Raw genomic sequence first — 23,961 nt, 5'->3', positions numbered from 1 at the left:
CTATGGAAACCAGAAGACAGATATCCAGGATATGCTGGGCGTATACCACATTCCTGGCGGTTTCTACCGCAGCGCCGCTTCTTCTTGGCGCGCTGCTTAAGCCGCTTATTCTGATCTTTGGAGAGAGCCGTGCGCTTACGCGTGCGGCTCTTCTGGTGTCAGAATTTGCTATGTACGGTGTCGCTTTCCCGTTGTTTGCCTGGCTGATGGGACGGATTCCGTCCTGCGAAATGAAGGAGAAAAAGAAAATACGGTTAGGTCAGTTTCTGGGCATGCTGGTTTTTTGCTATGGCCTTACCTATCTTGGAAATATGATCGGCGGCCTTTTGATGGAGGCAGTGGGAATCCTCAGAGGAACAGCGTATGGGAATCCGGTAGCAGAAGCGATTGAGCAGATGGATATGGGTATGATCTTTCTGACAACGGTGCTGATCGCGCCCGTGATGGAAGAGCTTGTGTTTCGAAAATATCTGATCGACCGTCTCGTACCATACGGACAGAAGACTGCCGTAATCCTTTCCGGTCTGTTTTTTGCACTGTTTCACGGAAATTTTTATCAGTTTTTTTATGCGCTGCTTCTGGGTATGGTTTTTGCATGGCTCTACAGCAGCACCGGAAGAATCCGCTATAACATCATGCTGCATATGCTGATCAACCTGATGGGCGGAGTACTGCCGATTATGATGTCTCATGGAATGGATAGTGGAAATATCCTTGCTCTGATCGGATATGGCTGTATCAATATCTTTGCCTATGTCAGCATGGTGATCGCAGTGATCATTCTTGCCTCCCATTACCGAAAGATTCCATGGTTTTCCGGCTGGGTTTATCAGGAGAAACCGATCGCAGTGATCCTTCTGAAAACACCGGGCTTCTGGGGATTTCTGGCCGGGTGTGTTTTGCTGTTTGTAATTGGCTGAAGCGTAAGAGCTTTCTTTCTTAAATTTTTTTATTGACAAGCAGATTAGAAAAGGGTATGATACATTACAAGATTAAGTGTTAAGAGCAAAGGCGTTCGAACAGAGGGTTCGGGCGCCTTTTTTATATGATAGGAAATTGCGTCCTATCATATAAAAATGCTCCGCGAGGAAGCGCACTCGGCGCAGAGGTAGATGGTTGCCGAAGCAACCGCGCCTCGGCGCGAGAATGTGCCAAAGCACATTCTTTTTCATATGGAGAGGAGATATAGAATTATGGATGACATCGACAGAAAAATATTAAAGCTTTTGCAGGATAATGCGCGCATTTCATTAAAGACCATGGCAGAGAATACCTTTCTTTCTTCTCCGGCTGTGTCAGCCCGCATTGAGAAATTGGAGAAGGATGGCGTGATCGCAGGCTATCATGCCCAGGTAGATCCCATTAGGCTTGGATATCATATCATTGCCTTTATCAATCTGGATGTGACACCGGAGGATAAGCCGAAGTTTTATGCATATGCGGAAAGCATTCCCAATGTACTTGAGTGCAACTGTGTGACCGGAGACTATTCAATGCTGCTGAAAGTAGCCTTCCAGAGTACCATGGAGCTGGATATTTTCATTGGTCAGCTGCAGAAATTTGGCAAGACCAGTACCCAGATTGTATTTTCCACTCATGTTGGCCCGCGCGGGGTGGACGTAGAAGAGTAGCCTGAAAAGCTTCCGGCAAAAGCTGCAGGCGGGAACCGTGCTGCATTGCGACACCAGAGAAACTTCCTTTTCATATTGTATTAAGAGAACAGTAGGAAAAGGAAGTTTTTTATTTTGGCAGAGACAAAGAAAGTGATTTTGGATGCCGGTCATGGCGGGACAACAGATCCGGGTGCGGTTTACCAGGGAAGACAGGAAAAAAATGATAATCTGCGGATGGCGCTGGCAGTCGGACAGATTTTGAGTGAGGATGGTGTAGATGTGGGCTATACCAGGGTGCAGGATGTGTACCAGAGTCCACTTCAGAAAGCACAGATGGCGAATAACTGGGAGGCAGATTATTTTGTTTCTTTCCACCGGAATGCCATGCCGGTTCCGGGAACTGCCTCCGGCACAGAAAGCCTGATCTTTTCGCGTGGCGGGGAGGCAGAGCAATTGGCTTCAAACATCAATGCTGAGCTTGGGCAGGCGGGGTGGAATGACCTGGGGACCACAGAACGGCCCGGACTCATTGTCCTGCGAAAAACAGAAATGCCTGCAGTTCTGGTGGAGGTTGGTTTTCTGGACAATCCGGAAGATAACCAGCGGTTTGATGCGCAGTTTGAGCACACGGCCCGGGCCATCGCTGACGGGATTCTGAATACACTGCGAAGTCCGGAGGGGCAGCCGGAGTATTATCAGATCCAGGTTGGGGCATACGCGGATAAGGATCTGGCGCAGGGACTTCTCAGCCAGCTTCAGGCAGCCGGTTATCCGGCATTTCTTGTCTACCAGGATGGCCTGTATAAGGTACGGGTGGGGGCTTACTTAAATCTGGATAATGCAGCCTGGATGGAAAAGACCTTGCGGGCAGCCGGTTATCCCACGCTGATGGTGCAGGAAGCAGCAGTGTATTAATAATTTAAAATAATCAAACAAATTAAAAATAATACACAAAATAATCAAAATAAATAGATAAAACTAATAAAAAATGCAAAAACATATTGACATATCAGAAACAATCTGCTATTATAAAGACAACAAAGAAAGAGAAACAAAAAGGAGCAGAAAACTCCAGATCAGAAATCCGGAAACGAAACGGATTTCAAAAATCTAAGAAAAGGAGGTACGGACCACCGAAATAGTTTAGCAGTATTTAAAAGTTTTCCAACAGACCAGAACGAAACCTGACAAACTTCATTTGAGAAACCTGTTAAAAACTGAAAAGAATTGTTTTAGCTGTATGACGAGAAAGTGCAGTTAGGGTGATAGATTTCAGAATCGGACAGGAAGAAAATAAGAAACAAACATCAGATAAGAAACAGTCAGAAGGTCAGAGAAAACAAAAACTGAATAAGGGAACGTATAAACCGAAAAAGTGAGGTACAGTCCAGTGGACGAAGTGAATTAAAAGCGGATATCAAAGATGTAAACCTTTGGTATCCGCTTAAATCATGTCTGAAACAACGTGTCCGGCAGCGCAGCTACGCAGGATATTACAGGCCTTCCAGATCAAAGGCCGGTGTATATTCTTCTCTGGCGCTGCTTTTTTTCTGCATAAATCCCTGTGTGAGTCCAAGATCCAGGGCAGTATCCACAACCTTCTGGTATTCGTAGCTGGTGATGCGGCGGTTCAGTTCCGGAAACTGCGGATTCTGTTCATAGGGGGTATACTGGCTCATGAGGCTGATATAAAAGCTGTCCTTTGGCAGCTGCTCTGCGATCCAGTGCATCAGCCGGATGGAGTCATCCTTACTGCCGGGAAGAACCAGATGCCGGATGATGACTCCGCGGTCCATGACCGGGGCTGCTTCTCCGGGTATCTTTTTGAGGTGCGGGTTCCCGGTCTGGCGGATCATCTGCGCAATTGCTTTCGCGGCAGCCTGAAAATAGAAAGGAGCTTGGGAGTAGCGCGCAGACAGTTCAGAGTTTTCGTATTTGAGATCCGGAAGCCAGATATCCACATAATCCTTCAGCGCCTCGATCGTTTCCGTCCGTTCATAACCGCCGCAGTTGTAGACAACAGGAATGCTCAGCCGGTCTTTGACAAGATCCAGTGCCGGGATGATCCAGGGCAGAAAATGGGTGGCGGTTACCAGGCTTATGTTGTTGGCACCCTGATCCTGAAGGCGCAAAAAGACATTGGCCAGCTCACGTGCAGTCAGTGTTTTGCCGTATAGGTCGCGGCTGATCTTGTGATTCTGGCAGAAGCAGCAGCGCAGGGTACATCCGCTGAAAAATACGGTGCCGCTTCCCCGGGTGCCGCTGATGCAGGGTTCTTCCCAGTAGTGCAGTGCGGCCCTGGCAGCCACTACACCGGACGGAGCCTGGCAGAAACCTCTCTGAATGCTGCGGTCAATGCCGCACATGCGTGGGCAGAGCTGGCAATGGTGAATCTGTTTCTGAAAATAGGATAAAGTCTGGTCTGGCATGATGGTGCTCCAATCTGGAATAGGATAAGTGATATAATGAATGCGGTTTTCAGTATACAAGAATCTGCGGGAAAAAGCAAGAAAGTGCAGATGAACTGGAAACTCGAGGATGTTTCGAAAAGGAACTTGAAAAAGAACACTACATGTTGTATAATCAGTTCAGAACAAACAAGACAGCAAGTAATTCCTGAAGTGTTCGACAACCTTACCCATTTTGAACCTACATTACTGACTAAGGGATTCCTATATCTGCCGGCAGATGTCAGGCCTCCATCGAGTGGAAGGCAGAAACCAGCGTGCGGTTGCCCACCTAGCTTCGCTAGGCGTCAATAAGTAAGAACGGCACATTCGGGATTACAAAAGAGAAAAGAGCAGCGGAGAACCCGCTGCTTTTATTGTGTTATTTTATGATTTATTAACTTTATCTTTATATTGCGGTGTGATAAACTATAAATACTATGCATAGTTATCCATTGTGATTAAACCATGCATGTTCTGGGAATCATATTCCATGAAAGGATCAATGAACATGAAGAATGATAAGTACCGCACCTACATATACTGGGGTGTGACAGCTCTGACCGTGCTGCTGCTTCTGGTCGCGGCAGTGTTTGTGGTCATGCGCTGGTCTCTGGTGGCAGCGCTGGGAGCAAAAATCGCGAATATTCTTGCACCCGTGATTTACGGCGCTGTCTTTGCCTATCTGCTGAATCCTGTGTATAACCGGGTACAGGCAGCCGTCATGAAAATGACAGAAAAGATCATTACACAGGAAGAAGGCCGGAAACGGCTGGGAGGTTTTTTGGGTACGCTGGCAAGCTTGTTTTTGCTGGTAGCTGTGGTGGTCGGCCTCATTTCCATGCTGATTCCGCAGTTGATCAACAGCATTCGCGGTGTTATGGAAACCCTGCCGGCCAGCATCAACAATCTGGAAATCTGGCTGGAAAAGGTTCTGGCAGACAATCCGGATCTGGAGCAACAGGTCATGCAGCATTATGGCGCAGCAGCAGATTATCTGCAGAACTGGCTGACAAATGTAGTGGTACCGAACATTTACCGGATCATTGGAAGCGTATCCAGCGGAGTGGTACTGGTGGTACGGGCCGTGTTTGATATTCTTATCGGTCTGATCGTTATGGTCTATCTGCTGAATATGAAAGAGAAACTGCTGGCTCAGGCCAAAATGATCATTTACGGTCTATTCCCGTTAAAGATCGCAAACAAAGTGATCGAGGAAGGCCGGTATGTGCATCAGGTGTTTGGCGGATTCATCATTGGAAAACTGCTGGATTCCCTGATTATCGGCCTGATCTGTTTTGTGCTGCTTGGTTTTGCGAATATGCCGTATGTGCTGCTGGTCAGTGTCATCGTAGGTGTGACCAATGTGATCCCGTTTTTCGGTCCGTTTATCGGAGCAATCCCGAGTGCATTCCTGATCCTGCTGTCAGACCCAATGAAGTGCCTGTATTTCCTGATTTTTATACTCCTTCTGCAGCAGTTTGACGGAAACATTCTTGGCCCGAAGATCCTCGGAGATTCGACCGGTCTTTCCAGCTTCTGGGTGCTGTTTTCCATCCTGCTGTTTGGCGGACTTATGGGCTTTGTGGGAATGATCATTGCGGTTCCGACGTTTGCGGTCATCTATCGCCTGGTAACAGAGTTTACAACGTGGAAGCTTGGGAAAAAAGCACTGTCAGACAGCCTTGATTCATATGACAGGCTGGATTATATCGATGAGACAGAACAGACTTATATGAAAAAATAGAGGAATTTATGAAAAAATGGAATATGATCCGGTGGATTCTCGGAATTCCGGTGATCGTCCTGACGCTTATTCTGGTGATCCTGATCTTTGAACCGGAAAAATCAGGAATTACCAGGGCGGCGGCTGCAAAGTCAGTCGCCCTTGCTCTTTTATCACCGGAAGAGTTAAATGCCTGGGAAAAAACGTATGGGGCATCCCGCTTTGCGGCAGATGAAGTAGGAGAATGGTATGTTCCCTATCTGGATTATTTGTATGAAAATGACTATCTGGACGAAGCAGAAACTCCGGCCGACCGGGAACATGCCGAAGGATTTCTGACCTATCGTGAGGCGGCTCGGATCGCTGAGCAGTTGTCCGGAAATCTGAAACGGCTTGTTCTGGCAAATCGTCGGAACGGGGAGAAGGCATATCCCGCGGAGGACTGGTGGCTTCTATATGATTCGCTGTTAAAGGAAGCAGACCGGGAGGGTGCGGTACATACGGAAACCGTGTGTATATACGGAACTCCGGAAAACATTCAGGGCTGTCCGGCATGGACTGCGTACACCAGCCTGGGTACTCTCACATTCTATGGTCTGTCACTGGATTCCTATGTAGATCATGAGCTGTCCGTATTGCTGCGGGACGGCGAACTGATCCATGTGCAGAAAGATAAAGGACAGAATACCCTGTACCGGAATGTGTGGATCCTGGATGGGGACAGCCAGGGGCTGATGGTATATATTGGAGATATTCAGCGCAGGATCCCGTTTCGGAAAAATTATAAAAAAACGGTTGAGCTGATCGGGAATCTGGCAGATCTGACCATGGACCACGGAAAAATCACAAAGGTTTCCGTAAAGAAAGAGCGGATCAGCGGAAAAGTCCTTTCTGTTCAGGCGGGATCCATTGAACTGGAAGGCTATGGAACTGTACCGCTGGATACGGAATATAAGGTATTAAAGACTTACGGGGATGTAAAACGGCAGCAGCTTTCGGATATTCTGGTGGGAAGTGAAAACCAGGAATTCATCGTGGCAAAGGGGAAAATCTGTGCGGCGATAAAAGAACGGGAGGATGCTGCAGACCGGATTCGCGTTCTGATCATGGGAAATGGTTTTGAGAGCCGTTATCATGAAAAAATCGAGATCACCTGTCCGGGAAGCATCAAAAAGATTCAGGGAGATTCTGAAACCATGCTGGATCCGGCAAGTGTGATTTCTGTGACCAGCGGGGACGGCACCTGCAGCGAGCGTCTGATCCTGGAGCCGCAGGATGGCAGCGAGCTGACGGTTAACAGTCTGGTCAGGGCGCAGGGAACTCCGTCCTATGGCGGACGTCTGGAAATTCTGGATACGGAAAACGGCCTGGTGCTTGTGAATGAGATTGATATGGAAGAGTATTTAAAGAAGGTAATTCCCAGTGAGATGCCATCCAGCTACGAAAAGGAAGCCCTGAAAGCTCAGGCAGTCTGCGCCAGGACATACGCGTTTATGCAGAGCAGGAGCAACAGCTACAGCGAATATGGCGCGCAGATTGATGACAGCACCCAGTTTCAGGTTTATAATAACGTAGACCCGGACGAGAAAACGGCCCAGGCCGTGCAGGAAACCTATGGAAAAATGCTGTATTATAACGAGAATCCGATCACAGCCTATTATTTTTCCACATCCTGCGGTACTACCACCAACGCAGCTATCTGGGACAGTGATCCGGAAGATACGCCGTATCTGCGCTGTCTGAGTCTGCAGACGGCAAGAAGCCGGTTAAGCTTTGCCAGTGAGGAGGCCTTTGCTTCGTTCATCAAAAAAAAGAATTTTCCTGCATATGATGCTTCTTATCCGCTCTATCGTTGGAATTTCAAAACCAACGGAACCATCATTGCGTCCCATGTGGGCGGGGTTGGAAAGATAACCGGTGTTTCTGTGACAGAGCGCGGGCCGGGCGGTGTAGCCATGAAACTTCTTGTAAAGGGAAGTGAGGGAGAAACCACAATATCGGGTCAGAATGCCATCCGCAGCGCGCTGGGAGATGCCTCTCTCACTCTGACCCTTATGGATGGCAAAACCTCGGACGGCTGGTCTCTGCTTCCAAGTGGTTTCCTCGCTATAGAAGAAACAGGAACGGATGAACAGGGGGTGGTGCAGTTTCGTGTTTACGGCGGTGGCTACGGGCATGGTGTAGGTATGAGCCAGAACGGTGCCCAGGGCATGGCCAAAGCCGGTATGGGGTATGAAGAAATCCTGAAATATTTTTATGATGGCGTGACCATCGAAGAAAAGGAATAAATATTTTCCTGAAATGTATAAAGAAAGAACGGGAGGACATAATAGGAGTAGTACCAAAGAAAAGAGAAATACTTATCCTCCCCTTTTTAATACCTTGTCTGCTGACCTTGTCGGCAGGCGGGGTATTTTTTTGCGAAAAGCCTTATTTTATCAGGAAAATCGCATGTTTTATGAGTTGCAATTCATTGCATAAGGTTAAGTAAAAAGCCGTGCTGACACAAAATTGACACAAAATCGGACTAGGAAAGCAATGAACACAGCTTTTTTATTTCCTCCGCTTTGGTGTTCGGAAGAACATGAACGTAGGTTTCCATCGTCGTAGTTAAGCTATGATGTCCCATGAGTGTTTGCAGGACTTTTGGAGGAATTCCCGTTTCAAGACTGCGAGTGGCAAAGGTGTGTCGGAACATATGAGGTGTAACATGCGGAAAGTCTTTGTGCTCTTTTTGAATCTGTGCAACAACGTGATTGAGTTCTATTTTAAATCTGTCACGGTTAATTGGATTTCCGCTAGGGTTTGTAAATACCAGATTTGCAAATTCATCGTTTCTGAACGTGATGATACCATTTTGCTGACAGTTGGAGAAGCGTTTGGCGCGTAGCTCTTTCAGAATGGTCTTTACATTATCAAGCATGGGAATATCGCGTACACTGCTTTCGGTCTTTGTTGCGCCCAGACAATAACTGTGGTTCAGATAAAGCAGGCTATGTGTTACATGGATAATATTATTGGTGAAATCAATGTCACTCCATTGCAGACCGCGTAGCTCACCACTTCGCATTCCTGTAAACAATGCAACTTCATACATGGGGTAGTATATGCTCCCTTTGGCATATTCCAGAAAGATTTTCTGTTCAGAAAGAGTGAGGGCTTTTACAGAATGTTGGCGGGAATCTTTGGGTAAAACGGCATTGGAGACTGGATTTTTTTGTAGCATTTCATTTCTTACGGCAACTGTATACATGCCGTTTAAAACAGCTCTGCATAGTTCTAAAGTATTGCGGGAATACGTTTCTCCCATGGAATTATAAAACTCCTGTATCTGGTCATTTCGTATATCTCTAAGGCGTCTATTTCCAAATTTAGGCTCAATATAGCGATGGTAGCATAGAGCATATAGCTCAAGCGTTCCCGCCTTAACAGAGGACGTTTTATATACCTTTAACCATGTGTCAAACCATGTATTGACGGTAACATCCGTTTCTTTGAAATAGATTTTATGTTCTACTTCATATTTCAGTTGTTCTAATTTTTTCATAGTTTCTTTCTTGTCTTTTCCGTACACGCTGAATGATTCACCATGGTACATGAATCGTCCCATATAGCGGTCTTCTGATTTGCGGTAGGTAATTCCGCGTGGCAATTTCTTTCCATTTTTATCAACTGCCATCCTGTCTTCTCCTTTCTAATAGCAATTATTCTCGCACCATTTATCAAACTGAACGCGGTCGAATAACAGACGGCGACTGTCACAATCAAAACGGCACTTTGCTTTTTTGGCAAGCTCTAACGCCTTGTTTTTTCCAAGACCAGTATAGGTCTGAAATTCTTCTATACTAAGCAGGCGTTTTTCATTTAATGGAACTTCAAGAGGTGTGCGAACTTTCATTTTGTCTGACCTCCTTTGTTCGAGAAAATAGTATATAAAACAATTTTTGATAAATACGCATAGCATTTTGTATTACATAAGTATTGAAGCAGTTTCATAGTTATCGGTACTCCTTTCTGATTGATTACAGGAGTGTGGATATCCATATATAAATTCATTAATGAGAAAGACGTATGTTTTTTTATTTGGCAGAGAACGGAGTGGTAAGGAAGATAAAATAGCAGATGTATACAAATTGCTATTCCTGTTATGTAAAAGAAATGAGGTGCTACTATGAGCGAATCAAAGAAGGAAATTAAGAGTGTAAATGTATCTTTTAGATGTACAAATGATGAGAAAAAGAAGTTAAAAGAATACGCAGAAAGAAGCGAGATGTCAATGGGAGATTTCATTATATCAAGTTGTATTTTGAAACAGCCAAAACGTGAAATAGCGTATTTATGCAGATTGCAAGGTTTATTAAATCAATTACGGGATGGAGAATTAAATAAAAAAGAATATATTCAAAAAACTGGTTTGGTGTTGGGAGAAATAAAATGGCGTTAGTTAATTTTAGGAAGAGAAAACAAGGAAAACTGAAATTGTATTGCAATGAGAATGCGGTAGAAAACTTAATCTATTATATTATGTCTGACGAAAAAACGCCTAGCAGAATCTATGGTGGCATAGGGGTTAGTACAAGTGATAAAGCGATGGCTGTAAGGCAATTTCATGCAGTAAAACAAGCGTATCGAAATACAAAAGGAAAGCAGGCGCTTCATTTTTGGGTATCGTTTGATGAGGAGAAAATGTATTCCTTAGGAGAACTTCGACATATTGGGTATGAGATTGCAAAATTCTTTGGCGGAGAGTATCAGATTATTTTTGCGTTGCATGAAAATACAGATAATTATCATATTCATTTTGTAGTGAACACAGTGAATTTTATTACAGGGAAAAAGATACGATGGAATCGAGGCGAATTATATAGATTGATAAAATACGTTGAAAAATACTAAGATACACCATTAAAATCAAAAAAATATGATAGAATACTAAGAAAAAATGGTGTGATATATTGATATAATCATATAATCCTGCTATGATTGAAAAAAAGCGGGAGGTATATAAATGAGTTGGGAGGACATGCCGGAGAAGATAAAGCAACGGTATAATTGGAAAGATGGATATCTGTATATAGGGAAAAAGGAACTTGCAAATTATTATATTAGAGTCGTTGCATATCTAAATTCTCCTTCTGGGAAAGAGTATGTGAAAATTCAGTATGTTGTAGATGAGATGGAGGAAGTATACGAGGATTTAATAGAATTTGATGAAGATATTTTTATGTCTAAGACTCCGCCAAACATATGTAAAAATAAATGTATTGTATTATCAAAAGCTAAAAAAAGAGATGTGTGGATTCTTTTACAGCGGCAGTTAGTGAATCGTAACAAAGATGGGTGGATTCTCGATCGGTTAGGATGGAACCAAATAAGGAACAGGTGGGTGTACTGTACAGGTAATGAAATGATAGTACCATCTGATTTTTCGGAAAATTTATTTGTATTTCCGGAATTAGAAGAGAAGTTTCAAATCAGTTGTGCGGATAATATGTCGGAGAAGGAAGTCTTGAATCAGATTTGTGGGTCACATCTTTTAAAGAGTCCAGTGCCATGTGTATGCTTGTTATATCATGTGACAAGCCTGCTTCGAGAGTTGCTTTTTCATGCAGGTGTAGAACAACAATTTGTTCTGTATATATATGGGAAAACAAGCACTTTCAAAACAACTACCGCAAAGTATTTCTTTGATATATATCGTAAAAAAACAGGAAAATCCGTTGCATGTGCGGATTTGTCATCTAGTGAAGTGGCATTAGAAACCATGGTAAGCGAGTTTAAGGATTGCGTTTTCATTTTAGATGATTTATCACCAAGTAATACAAAAGCGGAGATGAACAAAAAAACAAATCGAGTCAATAATCTTATACGGACAGTTTCTAACTGTGAAATAAGATATGTGCAGTCGGGAAATAATGTAACAGGAAAAGAAATTCAGTGTGCGCTTGCATTAACAGCAGAGTATCCACCTATGGTAGAATCTATTATGAATCGCACTATCATATTGAATACCGAAGAGTTCCCTTTGAGTGAAGAAACTTTGAATTTGTATAGGAATAGGCCATTTTTAATTAATAATTTTACCCATAGCTTTTTAAAATGGGTTGTTGAAAATGCAGAGAAAATTCAGGAATGGGCAAATGAATATTGGCAGGATATATGTGATGGATTTGTCCCCAACTCTTATTTGAGACGTATGGCTGTGTCGCTTAAGGTGTTGTGGGTTTCTGCAAGAATTTTAATAAAATTTTTAAGAGAAAATGATATAGAAACTGAACAAATACCAAGTGCAATCAGTGAGGTGTTATGTAAAGTTTGTATTTCAGAAAAAAGCCAGCTTGAAGCATTGAATAAGAATAGAGGTTCGGAAGCAAAGATTAGCGAGGTGATTGTAAAATTAGTCCAAAATGGTGACATAGCATATTTTCTACCACAAATAACAAACCATGGTGCGAGATGTGACTATTACTTTGATAAAGAAAGAAAATATATACTTATATCGACTGATTATTTGGTGCAAAAAGTTAATGAATTAATAGAAAATGGGATTTATTCCAAAATTTCTATTGGGAAAAAATTAAAATTCGAGGGAGTTTTGTACTTAGAAGAAGGAAGAAATATTGTAAAACGCGAAGGCCGTTCATACTATAAGATTAATATCAAAGCATTACAAGATGTTACGGGCATAGATATTTACGGCATTCTAATAAAATAACTTCACACTTATATTAAATTTCAGGTTGGTAGCATTGCCGTTTCATAGGTGATGTTCTTTAATATAAATATTTTCCATCTAAAAGGGCGTTCACAGGGGTCATAACATTTAAGAGTATTTTCATAAATGAAATGAGCTTTTGTGAACGCTCTTTTGCTAGTAGTACAAATGTTCGTAAAGATATATCTTTACGGAGTGTCACCTTTCTTTGAAATGGTTTCTGATAAATACATAATGGCAGTAATAAATAACTGGACAGCGAGTTCTTTCATAATTTTTTTCATCGTATTCTCCTTTACTGAAAAGAGCTGAATCCTTGTAGGGGACTCAGCTCAGATTTAATTTATTTTCTTGAAAATATGGTCATAATAAGTGCAACAGGAATTAATATCCATCCGAAAGCAAGACCTACTGCAAGTTTTTTTATGAAAAACGCAGATTCACTGGTAACTATGTATGTATGTCGAGAATACCATACTTTGTTAACAGCCATATATGATAATACTAAATATGCAACAGTTAATATTCCATCCATAAAAATTCTCCTTAATGTGCTTTTGCGTTGGCGATTGCTTCATTTACTGATTTTTTTAATTTTCTAAAACTCCATGCGCAATATTCATAGAATTTATTTTCCTGTGTGTCAAACACCCAGATGATATTGTGCTGTTTTAATCGGAACAAGCCTACACGCCTTCCAGTCATGCTACGCAATTGATAACGATTGTCTTTAGAACTAAGCTCTTTATCAAGAAATATACCGCCTTTAACGGTTTTTCTTATGGCATTATACTCATCGTCTGTAGTGGCCGCAGATATGTAATGTTCTGTGATAAGATTAAGCATTTGCTCTAAGTCCAATGAAATAGATGTTACCTTATAGCCAACGACAGCACTGATAATTTTGTCTTCAATTTTTGACATGGTATTATATCCCCTTATTGGTTAAAAATTTTCTTTTAATATTTGGCGTAAGCGTCTTTCTGTATATCCATACTGGATAGCCACCTCTTTGATATTTGTATTGTTTCCCCCTTCCTTTACTTGTCGTAAAATAAAATCCTTTGCAAATAATTTTTTGGGAAGCGTAATTTGTTGCCCCTGAAAATTGTCGTGAAGGGTGATAGTTGCTTCTATACCTATTACTTCGGCAATTTCTTTATAAATACCTGCAAAGTCTGTAGCAGTAAAAATCTGCTTATCAGACAAAACACCTCCCCCCTTTTTTCTGATAGAATTATCTTATATTTAATATAGCTTTTCTCGAATGAAAATGTACTCTGGAAATTTCCTTGATATTTTCCTTGTAAATTTCCGAAAGCCAGATAACCGATGAGTATTTTGGTTATCTGGCTTTCAAAATCAAGCGATATTTCTGACACAAAATCCGACACAAATGGGATAACGACAGACAGCGCGGGATAAACTGAAAAAGCAGTAAATAGAGTGTTTATCCATCGGGATAAACAAAGATAAAATGGGATAAAGTGCTAGGCCGGAAACCTCCCCTTTTTAGTAAGCTCCGGCGCGAGAACGCGCTGGGGCTTATTTTTTGTGAAAACTTATAAAGAATACATGAAATATGAAACCGGATGGTTGCATTCAGGCAGGAATCTTCGTATAATAAGGAAACATGTGTAACACCAGAAAATAGCTACAGATAGAGACAGAAATGAGGACAGATATGAAAAATCTATTAGTTGGACAGTCTGGCGGACCTACCGCTGTGATCAATGCAAGTCTGTACGGTGTCGTGAAAGCGGCACTTGCATCACCGGAAATCGACCATGTGTATGGAATGGTCAACGGCATTGAGGGAATGCTGCAGGATCATACGATCGACCTGGGAGAGAGTCTTTCGGAAACGGAACTGGAGCTTTTGAAGCTGACTCCGGCGGCGTATCTCGGTTCCTGCCGCTATAAGCTTCCGGAAAGCCTGACGGATGCTTTTTATGAGACCATTTTTGACAAATTCCACCGGATGGAGATTGGTTATTTTCTGTACATTGGAGGCAATGATTCCATGGATACCGTCAGCAAGCTTTCCCGCTACGCAGCCCATCACGGAAGTGACATTCGCTTTATCGGTATTCCGAAGACTATCGACAATGACCTGGTCCTGACGGATCATACGCCAGGCTACGGCAGCGCGGCAAAATATGTGGCGGCTTCCGTGCGTGAGATCGCGCTGGATGCTTCGGTATACCAGCAGAAGGCGGTCACTATTGTGGAACTTATGGGACGCCATGCCGGATGGCTGACGGCAGCCAGTGCGCTGGCCCGTAAGTTTGAGGGAGACAATCCGGCGCTCATTTATCTGCCGGAGGCGGATTTTGAACTTGAGCAGTTCGCAAAAGATTTAAGAGCCGCTCTGGAAAAACAAAACAGCGTAGTGGTTTGTGTATCGGAGGGTATTTCCGATGCATCCGGAACGTTCATCTGTGAGTACGGAGATGAGGCCATGGTGGACAACTTTGGACACAAGATGCTGACTGGCTGCGGCAAGGTTCTGGAGAACTTTATCCGACACCGCTTTGGTGTGAAGGTACGCTCCGTGGAACTGAACGTGAATCAGCGCTGCAGCGGTATGCTGGCTTCGGAAACAGATATCGAAGAGGCAGCGGAGGCCGGACAGAAGGGCGTGGAGGCTGCTGTGGCGGGAGAAACAGGAAAGATGGTGGCTTTTGAACGCGTGCAGACAGAGCCTTACCGTATGGAATGCCGTCTGGTGGATGTGAACGAGGTTTGCAATCTGGAAAAGAAAGTGCCGCTGGAATGGATCACCGGACATGGAAGTGATGTCGGTCAGGAATTCCTCGATTATGCCCGTCCGCTGATCAAAGGAGAACCAAAACGCCCCATGGAGGATGGAATTCCGAAATATTTATACAGAAATGGCGGATTTACGGTATAAAAGATTTGCAAAATATGGAGAAATGTTATATACTTATCGGGAATATGCACGTGAAGAACTTAACATGCGCACAGGATTATAGAAGAAGGAAGGATACACAATATGGCAACCTTATTAGAAAACTGGAGAAACCTTGCCTATGGCAACGGTCTGGATGATAAACAGAGAGAGCAGCTTTGGACTGGTTATTTTACCATTGAAAAGGGCATCTACGAGCAGATCTTAAGCAACCCTGCAGAGGTTGTTTCCGGCACAGTAAAAGAGCTGGCTGACAAATACCAGACCGAGGTCCTGATCATGACCGGTTTCCTGGATGGCATCAACGAGAGCTTAAAGGGTTACGAGAACCCGATCGAGACCATGGATGAAAACACCCAGGTTAAGATTGAGATCGACCCGGAGAAGCTGTACTACAACATGGTAGAGGCAAAGGCTGAGTGGCTGTATACTCTTCCGCAGTGGGATTCCATCTTAAGCGAGGAGAAGAGAAAAGAGCTGTACAAGCAGCAGAAGGCTTCCGGAACCGTTCGCAAGGCAAAGAAAGTTTTCCCGAACGATCCGTGTCCGTGCGGAAGCGGCAAGAAGTACAAAAAGTGCTGTGGCAAGAACGCATAAGGAAATGAACGGTAAGCAGGAGTGTTCGAAAAACATTCCTGCTTTTCTTTCCGATAGAAGGAGGTTTCAAACGTGGAGGCATATACAGGTTTTGCGTCCGTGTACGATCTGTTCATGGACAATATTCCCTATAAGGACTGGTGCGCTTATGTGACCGGTCTTTTAAAAGAACATGGCATATCAGACGGCCTGCTCCTGGATCTTGGCTGCGGGACCGGAAAGCTTACACGGCTGCTGGCTGCGGAGGGCTACGACATGATCGGCGTAGATCTTTCCGAGGAGATGCTGGAGATCGCGCTGGAGCATGAGATGGAAGACCCGAAGCAGATTCTGTACCTTCAACAGGATATGCGGGAGTTTGAACTGTACGGCACCGTTCGTGCCATTGTCAGTATCTGCGATTCCATGAACTATCTGGAAGACTATGAAGATCTGGTACAGGTTTTAAGGCTGGCAAACAATTATCTGGATCCGAAGGGGATTTTCATCTTTGACATGAATACCGTGTACAAATACCGGGAACAGCTGGGTGAACAGACCATTGCGGAAAACCGGGAAGAGAGCAGCTTTATCTGGGAAAATTATTTTGACGAAGGTGAGATGGTCAATGAATATGACCTGACTCTGTTTATCCGGGACGAGGATGGCCGTTATTCCAAATACGAAGAAACTCATTACCAGAAGGCCTTTGAGATCAGTGAGGTGCTTAAGGCTGTGAAGGAGGCCGGCATGGAGCTGGTAGCTGTATACGATGCCTTTACCAGAGAGCCGGTGAAGGAAACCAGCGACCGGGTTTACTTTGTTGTGCGGGAGTGCGGAAAGTAAGCTTACAACAAAAGGAGGAACGACAGTATGTCTGATTATATTATCCGAGCAACTGCGGCAGAGGGCCAGATTCGCGCCTTTGCCGCTACGACAAAAGAATTGACTGAGTTTGCGCGCAAGGCCCACAATACCAGCCCGGTGGCAACGGCAGCTCTTGGACGTCTTCTGACAGCAGGAGCCATGATGGGCGTCATGATGAAGGGCGCAGATGACATCCTCACCATCAAGATCGAAGGTGACGGCCCGATCGGAGGTTTAACCGTAACCGCTGATTCTAAAGGTGATGTCAAGGGCTATGCCTATAACCCGGAGGTTATGCTTCCTCCGAATGAGAAAGGAAAGCTGGATGTCGGTGGTGCCCTTGGTATTGGCGTGTTAAGTGTCATCAAGGATATTGGTTTAAAGGAGCCGTATGTAGGCCAGACGATTCTCGTGACCAGTGAGATCGCGGAGGATTTAACCTACTATTTTGCAACCTCTGAGCAGACTCCTTCCAGCGTGGCCCTGGGCGTGCTGATGAATAAGGACAATACCGTACGCCAGGCAGGCGGATTTATTTTACAGCTGCTTCCGGGCGCTTCTGAGGAGGTTATTTCCACTTTGGAGAACCGCCTAAAAGAGATTACATCCATCACATCCCTGCTGGATGCGGGCAATACTCCGGAGATGATCCTGGAGCACATTCTGGGTGATTTCGGTCTGGAAATTCTTGATAAGATCCCGACTCAGTTCGCCTGCAACTGCTCCAGAGAGCGCATCGAGAAGGCTCTGATCAGCATCGGAAAGAAAGAACTGCAGGAGATGATCGATGAAGGCAAGACCATCGAGATGAACTGCCATTTCTGTAATAAGAATTATCCGGTGACAGTGGAAGAACTGAAAGGGCTGCTGGAGAAAGCGGTACGATAGACAGAGGAAACGTTTATACGAGATATCAGGAGGTTTGGAAGGATGGAGCATAAGGCATGGCATCATTTTCTTACGATTACACAGCATAAGCTTCTGGTTATGCAGAATTGTTTCAGAGTAGGGCTGTTTAAACAGGGACTGCTGCATGATCTTTCCAAGTACAGTCCGGCAGAATTTTTGACAGGAGTCCATTATTATCAGGGGGACCGCAGCCCAAATGCGGCAGAGCGGGAAGAAAAAGGATATTCTTCCGCATGGCTCCACCACAAGGGCCGGAACAAGCATCATTTCGAATACTGGATTGATTTTTCCAGAACCAGTCAGGGCATTGCCGGAGCAAAGATGCCGGTCAATTACCTGGTGGAGATGGTTATGGACCGCATTGCGGCCTGTAAGGTGTATCGGGGAAAAGATTACACTGATGCGTCAGCGTGGGAGTATTATCAGCGCGAACGCCCTTATCTGAACAGTGCCATGCATACTGAGACAAAGGCAGAGCTGGAAAAGATCCTCATCATGTTGAAGCAGCGCGGAGAAAAGACAACGTTTTCTTATTTGCGGAAACTTTTGAAAAAAGGAAATTATTAGTCTGTATGGTTTATCATGATCCGTGAAAGATATCTGCAGGATAATGATAAATCTCAGCATAAGATTCCAGAACTTCGTCGGAATCGGTGCCGGAGGGAATCAGGCCCGTACAGTCGGTAACGGATGCGGCCCGGACAGTCAGCGTATCTGGATCATCGGTTCCATACGGGTCATGTACAGGAATTTTTACGGGGCTGTCTGCCGGTCTGACCGGAGGCAGCTCCTTTTTTCGGACGGTTTCAAGATTTTGCAGCATGTTGTTTTTCATGAAATTCATCTCCTTTGTCAGCAGTATGCGCAGGAACGGTGGATTCATACAGTGATTGACAAGGAAACAGAAAACAAAAATACCAGATTCCGGAAAAAACTCGGGATCTGGTATTTTTATACATGTGGGTTAGTATAAATGTCAGCTTCTGGAAGAACCAGCTACAACGACATTCTGTCTGCCGTTTTCATCATCTGCAGCGCTTGCCTGGGAAGACTGCTGGTTCTGCTGGCTGCTGCTCTCAGAACCGGTAGTGTGGGACGGAATGCCGGAGAGAGTAGTGGTGCAGGTACCGTCTGCATTGAAGGTGTAGCTTACACCGCTGATGGTCTTGGTGGTGCCTGCTACCATGACGCCGTTTGACGGATCGAAGTAGTAGGTTGCGCCGTTGACGTTGTGGAAACCGGTCTGCATCTTGCCGTCCTCACCGAAAAGGAACCAGTTGCCGTCAACCGGCATAGCCACGTTCAGCATGCATTTTCCGGAAGCCGGATCAAAGTAGTATTTGGAACCGTCAATCGTCTTCCAGCCGGTTCCAAGGGAACCATCGTTGTCCATGTGATAGTAGCTTCCATCCAGATTCAGCCAGCCGATGACCAGAGTGCCGTCGGACTGTCCGTAGTAATATTTGTCAGATGCGGCATCGTGGATCAGGCCGGTCTGCATGATCCCGTTGGAACCGAAGTAGTATAATTTGTCATTGATCTTCTTAATGCCGGTGGACATTACGCCGGTGGAAAGATCCATATAGTAGTAACCATCGCCAGTCTGTACCCAGCCCTTATGTAAGGTGCCATCGGTATCATAGTATACATAGGAGCTTCCATTCTGTACCCAGCCGGTGGCTGCCAGAGCAGTGATGCCGGTAGCAAGGGTAACGGTTCCTAATACACCTGCAGTGACAGCTGCAGCAACGTAACGCTTTATTTTCATAATAAAACATCCTTTCTTTTGTCAGCGGTAATCGTTTTTTTTCATGATTCAGTATAACCTTGTGAAAACGTGGATTCAAGAGGTTTTCACGATTATTCAGAAAAATGTAAGGTGTTTTATTTATGCTTTTCCTGATAATCCAGAGATGCCTCAATGAAGCCCTTGAATAGAGGATGTGGACGGTTCGGTCTGGATTTTAACTCCGGGTGTGCCTGTGTAGCCACAAACCATGGGTGATCCGGCAGCTCGATCATCTCGACGATGCGGCCATCCGGTGAGATGCCGGAAAGCATCATGCCGTGCTCCTGCAGTACGGTACGGTAGTCATTGTTGACCTCATAGCGGTGACGATGACGCTCATGGATGGTTTCGGTACCGTAGAGTGCATAAGCTTTGGAATCCTTGTTCAGGACGCATGGATAGGAGCCAAGACGTAAGGTGCCGCCAATGTCCTCGATACCGTCCTGATCCGGCATCAGATGGATCACCGGATGCGCGGTGGAAGGATCCAGTTCGGCGCTGTGTGCGTCAGAGTAGCCAACGACATCGCGCGCAAATTCCACGATGGAGAGCTGCATGCCAAGACACAGACCCAAGAACGGGATCTGGTGTTCGCGTGCATATCTGATAGCCTGAATCTTGCCCTCGATACCGCGGGAGCCGAAGCCGCCTGGAACCAGAACGCCGCTGACATCAGCGAGAAGCTCACCGATATTCTCCGGTGTTACAGTTTCAGAGTCGATCCATTTGATGTTGACGCTGGCACGATTTGCAACACCGCCATGCTTTAAGGACTCAACTACGGAAATGTAAGCATCGTGCAGCTGGATGTATTTGCCGACCAGGGCAACCGTTACCTCTTTCTCCGGGTGCTTCCATGCGTCGATCATGGCACGCCACTCAGCCAGATCCGGCTCCGGGCACGGAAGGTTCAGGCACTGGCAGGCAACCTCAGCCAGATGCTCCTCCTCCATGGCAAGCGGTGCTTCGTACAGGACCTCTACATCCAGGTTCTGGAGTACATGAGTCTTTGGAACGTTACAGAAGAGGGCAATCTTGCCGCGCAGGCCATCATCTAACGGATGTTCACTGCGGCATACCAGAATGTCCGGCCAGATGCCCATAGCCTGCAGGTCTTTTACACTGGCCTGGGTCGGCTTGGTCTTAAGCTCACCGGATGCTTTTAAATATGGAATCAGGGTGACATGGATGAGAATGGCATTTTCATGACCGACCTCATGCTGGAACTGACGGATAGCTTCCAAAAACGGCTGGCTTTCGATATCACCGACGGTTCCGCCCACCTCAATAATAGCAATCTCAGTATCGGTGGTGGAATAGTTGCGGTGGAAGCGGCTCTTGATCTCATTGGTGATATGCGGGATGACCTGAACGGTACCTCCGCCAAAATCACCGCGGCGTTCTTTCTGGAGTACGCTCCAGTATACCTTACCGGTGGTGACATTGGAGTTTTTGGTCAGGCTCTCATCGATGAAGCGCTCGTAGTGGCCAAGGTCCAGATCGGTCTCGGCGCCATCGTCGGTAACAAAAACCTCACCATGCTGGACCGGGTTCATGGTACCCGGATCAATATTGATGTACGGGTCGAATTTCTGCATGGTTACTTTGTAGCCGCGCGCTTTCAGCAGACGCCCAAGGGATGCAGCTGTGATACCTTTACCGAGGCCGGAAACAACGCCGCCGGTAACGAAAACATACTTTACAGGCATGGAAAAACCTCCTTTTATGATAATTGTATTATGTGGGGTGTGTAACAAAAGAACTGTCGAAAAAATAACGGAACTATTATACAGCGCTGTTATTCCAAAATCCAGATGTTTTTTTAAAACTTTATTTTTTTAAGTGACCTGTCCTTGATTTATGGAAAGACTGCCTTTATAATGGTTCATAAATGCAAAAACAGGAGAAAAGTTCTTTTATGGATAAACAGCAGAACAATCAGCCGCAGGATGGTGAAAACGGAAGCAACGGAAAATTTCCAAAGAACCAGTTTTATATCGTCCTGATCGCGGTATTTATCACCTTTGCGATCGCGGCTTTTATGAGAAGTTACATGATTGACAAAAGTCAGAAGGAGATTCCTTACGACGAGTTCGTTTCCCAGCTGGAAAACGGAGACATTGAGGCAGTCACCATCCGCAACACCCAGATTGATATTCAGTATAAGGAAGACTCCGGGGAGTATAACCCAATCTTAAAAACCTATACGGTTCCGGTGGAGCGGGACTATAAACTGACAGACCGGCTGCTGGCGGGCGGTGTTGAGATCCGCAGGGAGCGCCAGGACAGCATGGCCATGATCGAGTCTCTGCTCAGTTTTATCCTTCCGTTTGTACTGATTGTTGTCATGATGAATTTCATGATGAAGCGCATGGGTGGTGTGGGAAAAAGCACTGCCAAGATGTACATGCAGAAGGAGACCGGCGTCACATTCGCAGATGTGGCCGGTGAGGACGAGGCAAAGGAATCCCTGGTCGAGCTGGTGGATTTCCTGCATAATCCGGGAAAATATACCCATATCGGTGCAAAGCTTCCGAAGGGTGCCCTGCTTGTGGGCCCGCCGGGAACTGGTAAGACACTGCTTGCCAAGGCTGTGGCAGGAGAAGCAAAGGTTCCGTTTTTCTTTCTGTCCGGTTCGGATTTCATGGAGATGTATGTGGGCGTGGGTGCCTCCCGTGTCCGCAGCCTCTTTAAGCAGGCGCAGCAGAATTCCCCCTGCATCATTTTCATTGATGAGATCGATTCCATCGGCCGCAGCAGAAGCGGGGGAACTGGTGGAGGAGAATCGGAACAGCAGCAGACGTTAAACCAGCTGCTTTCTGAGATGGATGGAATGGATACTTCCAAGGGTCTTTTGATCCTGGCAGCCACCAACCGCCCGGAGGTGCTGGATCCGGCCCTCCTGCGTCCGGGCCGTTTCGACCGCCGCGTCATTGTAGACCGACCGGATCTGAAGGGCCGGGTCGATATTTTAAAGGTACATGCCAAGAATGTTTCACTGGATGAAACGGTAGATTTACAGGCGATTGCGCTGGCAACCGCAGGTGCGGTTGGTTCGGACCTTGCAAACATGATCAATGAGGCAGCTATCCTGGCAGTCAAGAATGGGAGAAATGCCGTGAGCCAGAAGGATCTGTTTGAGGCCGTGGAAGTTGTTCTTGTGGGTAAGGAAAAGAAAGACCGTGTTCTCAGCCAAGAAGAGCGCAGCATTGTTTCCTATCATGAAGTGGGGCATGCTCTGGTAAGTGCCCTGCAGAAGGATGCGGAGCCGGTGCAGAAGATCACCATTGTACCGAGGACGATGGGGGCGCTTGGCTATGTTCTGAACGTGCCGGAGGAGGAGAAATACTTAAACAGCAAGAAGGAGCTGGAAGCCAGGATCATTGTATTTCTGGCGGGACGGGCGGCAGAGGAGCTTGTGTTCCATTCCGTGACGACCGGCGCCGCAAACGATATCGAGAAGGCCACCGGTATTGCCCGCGCCATGGTAACCCAGTATGGTATGTCTGATAAGTTCGGGCTGATGGGGCTGGCTGCACGTCAGGATCAGTATCTTTCCGGACGCACCGTGATGGACTGTGGAGAGGCAACCGCTGCCGCGGTAGATGGTGAGGTCATGCGGATCTTGAAAGAATCTTATGAGGAGGCAAAGCGCCTGCTTGCGGAGAACCGGGATGTGCTGGATCAGATCGCTGCTTTTCTGATTGAAAAGGAGACCATCACCGGAAAAGAATTCATGCAGATCTTCCGCCGCTGTAAGGGAATTGCGGATCCGGAAGAAGAAACCGATACAGAAACGAAACAGGACCAGGCTGAAGCATAAGGCTTTGCCATAACAGAAAGCTGCGCCCACAGTCTGACCGGAAACGGTCAGACTGTGGGCGCAGCTTTTTTCAGGGCCTTTTTCACAGCAGTTAAGAGCACCTGGCATGTGTAGCGGGTTTCTTCCGGATAGGTCAGATGTTCCAGAGACTGTGCGGTTAAAATCTGATCGGTGAGATTGCTTAAGGATGGCTGCATAAGCGGGTACATGGTTTCCACGGCATCACTGAGTGGTGTCATGGTAATGGAGGTGATCCGGTCTGCGTCTACCGATACCTCCACATTGATTTCCTGCGTACCAAGAGTAATGGAGGAGGTGTAAATGCCTGGTATGTACTGCGCTTTTGCGGAGGCAGGAGTGCTCTCCTTTCCTGAGCGGAACATCACCAGCAGAAGCAGGATCAGAAGGATCCCGAGACCAACAAAGATTGCGGTGTAGATGATCTCTTTCATTCGAAGGACAATGATCTTGGTTTTGGAGCTCATGGGAGACCTCCGGGAATGTTTGTTATAATCTATTCTCAGGGATTCTCTTTTATGCTATACTGAAAGATACGTATTCAGA

The 23,961-nt window shown here is 45.6% G+C and carries 24 protein-coding genes and 1 other RNA gene; 15 read left to right on the top strand and 10 right to left on the bottom strand.

Annotation, left to right across the window (positions count from 1 at the left end):
- The first annotated feature begins 2 nt into the window (after positions 1-2).
- The 3 genes from ACMP1L_RS08985 to ACMP1L_RS08975 all read left to right on the top strand — a co-directional run bounded on the left by ACMP1L_RS08985 (position 3) and on the right by ACMP1L_RS08975 (position 2,528).
- Positions 3-920: a CPBP family intramembrane glutamic endopeptidase gene (locus ACMP1L_RS08985; RefSeq protein WP_418452754.1), complete on the top strand. Its 918-nt coding sequence runs from the start codon at positions 3-5 to the stop codon at positions 918-920.
- Between the two features lie 273 nt (positions 921-1,193).
- Complete coding sequence (locus ACMP1L_RS08980; protein WP_118732708.1) at positions 1,194-1,631, top strand: Lrp/AsnC family transcriptional regulator; 438 nt, start codon at positions 1,194-1,196, stop codon at positions 1,629-1,631.
- A 114-nt stretch (positions 1,632-1,745) separates the two neighbouring features.
- Positions 1,746-2,528, top strand: coding sequence for an N-acetylmuramoyl-L-alanine amidase (locus ACMP1L_RS08975; RefSeq protein WP_418452753.1), 783 nt, complete (start codon positions 1,746-1,748; stop codon positions 2,526-2,528).
- A 578-nt stretch (positions 2,529-3,106) separates the two neighbouring features.
- On the opposite strand, the gene ACMP1L_RS08970 is transcribed toward ACMP1L_RS08975, so the two are convergent.
- Positions 3,107-4,042, bottom strand: coding sequence for a radical SAM protein (locus tag ACMP1L_RS08970; protein WP_418452751.1), 936 nt, complete (start codon positions 4,040-4,042; stop codon positions 3,107-3,109).
- A 181-nt stretch (positions 4,043-4,223) separates the two neighbouring features.
- On the opposite strand from ACMP1L_RS08970, the gene ssrS reads away from it, so the two are divergent.
- The 3 genes from ssrS to ACMP1L_RS08955 all read left to right on the top strand — a co-directional run bounded on the left by ssrS (position 4,224) and on the right by ACMP1L_RS08955 (position 8,074).
- Positions 4,224-4,401, top strand: a non-coding RNA gene (gene ssrS, locus ACMP1L_RS08965) — 6S RNA.
- 170 nt (positions 4,402-4,571) lie between these two features.
- On the top strand, positions 4,572-5,807 hold the full coding sequence (locus tag ACMP1L_RS08960) for an AI-2E family transporter (RefSeq protein WP_418452750.1): 1,236 nt from the start codon (positions 4,572-4,574) through the stop codon (positions 5,805-5,807).
- 8 nt (positions 5,808-5,815) lie between these two features.
- Positions 5,816-8,074 (top strand): SpoIID/LytB domain-containing protein, encoded by a 2,259-nt coding sequence (locus ACMP1L_RS08955; RefSeq protein ID WP_177304690.1) that lies wholly within the window; start codon positions 5,816-5,818, stop codon positions 8,072-8,074.
- 239 nt (positions 8,075-8,313) lie between these two features.
- On the opposite strand, the gene ACMP1L_RS08950 is transcribed toward ACMP1L_RS08955, so the two are convergent.
- Positions 8,314-9,465 (bottom strand): tyrosine-type recombinase/integrase, encoded by a 1,152-nt coding sequence (locus ACMP1L_RS08950; RefSeq protein WP_418452748.1) that lies wholly within the window; start codon positions 9,463-9,465, stop codon positions 8,314-8,316.
- Positions 9,466-9,480: 15 nt separating this feature from the next.
- The gene (locus ACMP1L_RS08945) at positions 9,481-9,684 is read right to left on the bottom strand and encodes a hypothetical protein (RefSeq protein WP_418452747.1); all 204 of its coding nucleotides are present in this window, start codon (positions 9,682-9,684) and stop codon (positions 9,481-9,483) included.
- A gap of 273 nt (positions 9,685-9,957) precedes the next feature.
- Between ACMP1L_RS08945 and ACMP1L_RS08940 the strand changes: the two genes are divergently transcribed.
- The 3 genes from ACMP1L_RS08940 (at position 9,958) to ACMP1L_RS08930 (ending at position 12,501) form a co-directional block, all read left to right on the top strand.
- Entirely contained in the window at positions 9,958-10,230 is a 273-nt protein-coding gene (locus tag ACMP1L_RS08940; RefSeq protein ID WP_418452745.1) for a plasmid mobilization protein, read from the top strand.
- Positions 10,221-10,682: a relaxase/mobilization nuclease domain-containing protein gene (locus ACMP1L_RS08935; RefSeq protein ID WP_418452744.1), complete on the top strand. Its 462-nt coding sequence runs from the start codon at positions 10,221-10,223 to the stop codon at positions 10,680-10,682. Before ACMP1L_RS08940 ends, ACMP1L_RS08935 begins: the two co-directional genes overlap by 10 nt.
- A 112-nt stretch (positions 10,683-10,794) precedes the next feature.
- Positions 10,795-12,501: a DUF927 domain-containing protein gene (locus tag ACMP1L_RS08930; RefSeq protein WP_418452742.1), complete on the top strand. Its 1,707-nt coding sequence runs from the start codon at positions 10,795-10,797 to the stop codon at positions 12,499-12,501.
- A gap of 343 nt (positions 12,502-12,844) precedes the next feature.
- Here ACMP1L_RS08930 and ACMP1L_RS08925 read toward each other — a convergent pair whose 3' ends face one another.
- Genes ACMP1L_RS08925 through ACMP1L_RS08915 form a run of 3 tightly spaced genes read right to left on the bottom strand, consistent with a single transcriptional unit; the run spans position 12,845 to position 13,710 of the window.
- Entirely contained in the window at positions 12,845-13,036 is a 192-nt protein-coding gene (locus tag ACMP1L_RS08925) for a hypothetical protein (protein WP_418452741.1), read from the bottom strand.
- 11 nt (positions 13,037-13,047) lie between these two features.
- A complete protein-coding gene (locus ACMP1L_RS08920; protein ID WP_418452740.1) occupies positions 13,048-13,425 on the bottom strand; it encodes a hypothetical protein in 378 nt (125 codons plus the stop codon).
- 21 nt (positions 13,426-13,446) lie between these two features.
- A complete protein-coding gene (locus ACMP1L_RS08915) occupies positions 13,447-13,710 on the bottom strand; it encodes a Mor transcription activator family protein (RefSeq protein WP_418452739.1) in 264 nt (87 codons plus the stop codon).
- 475 nt (positions 13,711-14,185) lie between these two features.
- Here ACMP1L_RS08915 and ACMP1L_RS08910 point away from each other — a divergent pair, with 475 nt between their 5' ends.
- From ACMP1L_RS08910 to ACMP1L_RS08890, 5 genes are all read left to right on the top strand, one after another.
- Positions 14,186-15,415: a 6-phosphofructokinase gene (locus ACMP1L_RS08910; RefSeq protein ID WP_118732704.1), complete on the top strand. Its 1,230-nt coding sequence runs from the start codon at positions 14,186-14,188 to the stop codon at positions 15,413-15,415.
- A 102-nt stretch (positions 15,416-15,517) separates the two neighbouring features.
- Positions 15,518-16,030 (top strand): SEC-C metal-binding domain-containing protein, encoded by a 513-nt coding sequence (locus ACMP1L_RS08905; protein ID WP_118732703.1) that lies wholly within the window; start codon positions 15,518-15,520, stop codon positions 16,028-16,030.
- A gap of 72 nt (positions 16,031-16,102) precedes the next feature.
- Complete coding sequence (locus tag ACMP1L_RS08900) at positions 16,103-16,855, top strand: class I SAM-dependent DNA methyltransferase (protein WP_373243486.1); 753 nt, start codon at positions 16,103-16,105, stop codon at positions 16,853-16,855.
- A 27-nt stretch (positions 16,856-16,882) separates the two neighbouring features.
- Positions 16,883-17,764 (top strand): Hsp33 family molecular chaperone HslO, encoded by an 882-nt coding sequence (gene hslO / locus ACMP1L_RS08895; protein ID WP_418452737.1) that lies wholly within the window; start codon positions 16,883-16,885, stop codon positions 17,762-17,764.
- Positions 17,765-17,806: 42 nt separating this feature from the next.
- Entirely contained in the window at positions 17,807-18,352 is a 546-nt protein-coding gene (locus ACMP1L_RS08890; protein ID WP_118732701.1) for a DUF5662 family protein, read from the top strand.
- Between the two features lie 13 nt (positions 18,353-18,365).
- Here the strand turns inward: ACMP1L_RS08890 and ACMP1L_RS08885 are convergent, their stop codons facing one another.
- The 3 genes from ACMP1L_RS08885 to ACMP1L_RS08875 all read right to left on the bottom strand — a co-directional run bounded on the left by ACMP1L_RS08885 (position 18,366) and on the right by ACMP1L_RS08875 (position 21,283).
- A complete protein-coding gene (locus tag ACMP1L_RS08885; protein WP_118732700.1) occupies positions 18,366-18,620 on the bottom strand; it encodes a hypothetical protein in 255 nt (84 codons plus the stop codon).
- A 141-nt stretch (positions 18,621-18,761) separates the two neighbouring features.
- Positions 18,762-19,553, bottom strand: a complete 792-nt coding sequence (locus ACMP1L_RS08880; RefSeq protein WP_118732699.1) for an N-acetylmuramoyl-L-alanine amidase family protein — start codon at positions 19,551-19,553, stop codon at positions 18,762-18,764.
- Positions 19,554-19,669: 116 nt separating this feature from the next.
- Complete coding sequence (locus tag ACMP1L_RS08875) at positions 19,670-21,283, bottom strand: CTP synthase (RefSeq protein WP_118732698.1); 1,614 nt, start codon at positions 21,281-21,283, stop codon at positions 19,670-19,672.
- A gap of 209 nt (positions 21,284-21,492) precedes the next feature.
- Here ACMP1L_RS08875 and ftsH point away from each other — a divergent pair, with 209 nt between their 5' ends.
- Entirely contained in the window at positions 21,493-23,397 is a 1,905-nt protein-coding gene (gene ftsH / locus ACMP1L_RS08870) for an ATP-dependent zinc metalloprotease FtsH (RefSeq protein ID WP_418452735.1), read from the top strand.
- Between the two features lie 47 nt (positions 23,398-23,444).
- Here ftsH and ACMP1L_RS08865 read toward each other — a convergent pair whose 3' ends face one another.
- Positions 23,445-23,882, bottom strand: a complete 438-nt coding sequence (locus ACMP1L_RS08865) for a hypothetical protein (protein ID WP_418452734.1) — start codon at positions 23,880-23,882, stop codon at positions 23,445-23,447.
- Between the last annotated feature and the right edge of the window lie 79 nt (positions 23,883-23,961).

The sequence above is a fragment of the Ventrimonas sp. genome (assembly GCF_048380235.1).
In the GTDB taxonomy this organism is placed as follows: domain Bacteria; phylum Bacillota; class Clostridia; order Lachnospirales; family Lachnospiraceae; genus Brotaphodocola.
This window is presented reverse-complemented; position numbering and strand designations above follow the sequence as displayed.

Excerpts from the sequence above, each read along its gene's own strand:
- ACMP1L_RS08985 (WP_418452754.1), top strand. The coding sequence starts at position 3 with ATGGAAACCAGAAGACAGATATCCAGGATATGCTGGGCGTATACCACA.
- ACMP1L_RS08980 (WP_118732708.1), top strand. The coding sequence starts at position 1,194 with ATGGATGACATCGACAGAAAAATATTAAAGCTTTTGCAGGATAATGCG.
- ACMP1L_RS08970 (WP_418452751.1), bottom strand. The coding sequence starts at position 4,042 with ATGCCAGACCAGACTTTATCCTATTTTCAGAAACAGATTCACCATTGC.
- ACMP1L_RS08960 (WP_418452750.1), top strand. The coding sequence starts at position 4,572 with ATGAAGAATGATAAGTACCGCACCTACATATACTGGGGTGTGACAGCT.
- ACMP1L_RS08955 (WP_177304690.1), top strand. The coding sequence starts at position 5,816 with ATGAAAAAATGGAATATGATCCGGTGGATTCTCGGAATTCCGGTGATC.
- ACMP1L_RS08950 (WP_418452748.1), bottom strand. The coding sequence starts at position 9,465 with ATGGCAGTTGATAAAAATGGAAAGAAATTGCCACGCGGAATTACCTAC.
- ACMP1L_RS08945 (WP_418452747.1), bottom strand. The coding sequence starts at position 9,684 with ATGAAAGTTCGCACACCTCTTGAAGTTCCATTAAATGAAAAACGCCTG.
- ACMP1L_RS08940 (WP_418452745.1), top strand. The coding sequence starts at position 9,958 with ATGAGCGAATCAAAGAAGGAAATTAAGAGTGTAAATGTATCTTTTAGA.
- ACMP1L_RS08935 (WP_418452744.1), top strand. The coding sequence starts at position 10,221 with ATGGCGTTAGTTAATTTTAGGAAGAGAAAACAAGGAAAACTGAAATTG.
- ACMP1L_RS08930 (WP_418452742.1), top strand. The coding sequence starts at position 10,795 with ATGAGTTGGGAGGACATGCCGGAGAAGATAAAGCAACGGTATAATTGG.
- ACMP1L_RS08925 (WP_418452741.1), bottom strand. The coding sequence starts at position 13,036 with ATGGATGGAATATTAACTGTTGCATATTTAGTATTATCATATATGGCT.
- ACMP1L_RS08920 (WP_418452740.1), bottom strand. The coding sequence starts at position 13,425 with ATGTCAAAAATTGAAGACAAAATTATCAGTGCTGTCGTTGGCTATAAG.
- ACMP1L_RS08910 (WP_118732704.1), top strand. The coding sequence starts at position 14,186 with ATGAAAAATCTATTAGTTGGACAGTCTGGCGGACCTACCGCTGTGATC.
- ACMP1L_RS08905 (WP_118732703.1), top strand. The coding sequence starts at position 15,518 with ATGGCAACCTTATTAGAAAACTGGAGAAACCTTGCCTATGGCAACGGT.
- hslO (WP_418452737.1), top strand. The coding sequence starts at position 16,883 with ATGTCTGATTATATTATCCGAGCAACTGCGGCAGAGGGCCAGATTCGC.
- ACMP1L_RS08890 (WP_118732701.1), top strand. The coding sequence starts at position 17,807 with ATGGAGCATAAGGCATGGCATCATTTTCTTACGATTACACAGCATAAG.
- ACMP1L_RS08885 (WP_118732700.1), bottom strand. The coding sequence starts at position 18,620 with ATGAAAAACAACATGCTGCAAAATCTTGAAACCGTCCGAAAAAAGGAG.
- ACMP1L_RS08880 (WP_118732699.1), bottom strand. The coding sequence starts at position 19,553 with ATGAAAATAAAGCGTTACGTTGCTGCAGCTGTCACTGCAGGTGTATTA.
- ACMP1L_RS08875 (WP_118732698.1), bottom strand. The coding sequence starts at position 21,283 with ATGCCTGTAAAGTATGTTTTCGTTACCGGCGGCGTTGTTTCCGGCCTC.
- ftsH (WP_418452735.1), top strand. The coding sequence starts at position 21,493 with ATGGATAAACAGCAGAACAATCAGCCGCAGGATGGTGAAAACGGAAGC.
- ACMP1L_RS08865 (WP_418452734.1), bottom strand. The coding sequence starts at position 23,882 with ATGAGCTCCAAAACCAAGATCATTGTCCTTCGAATGAAAGAGATCATC.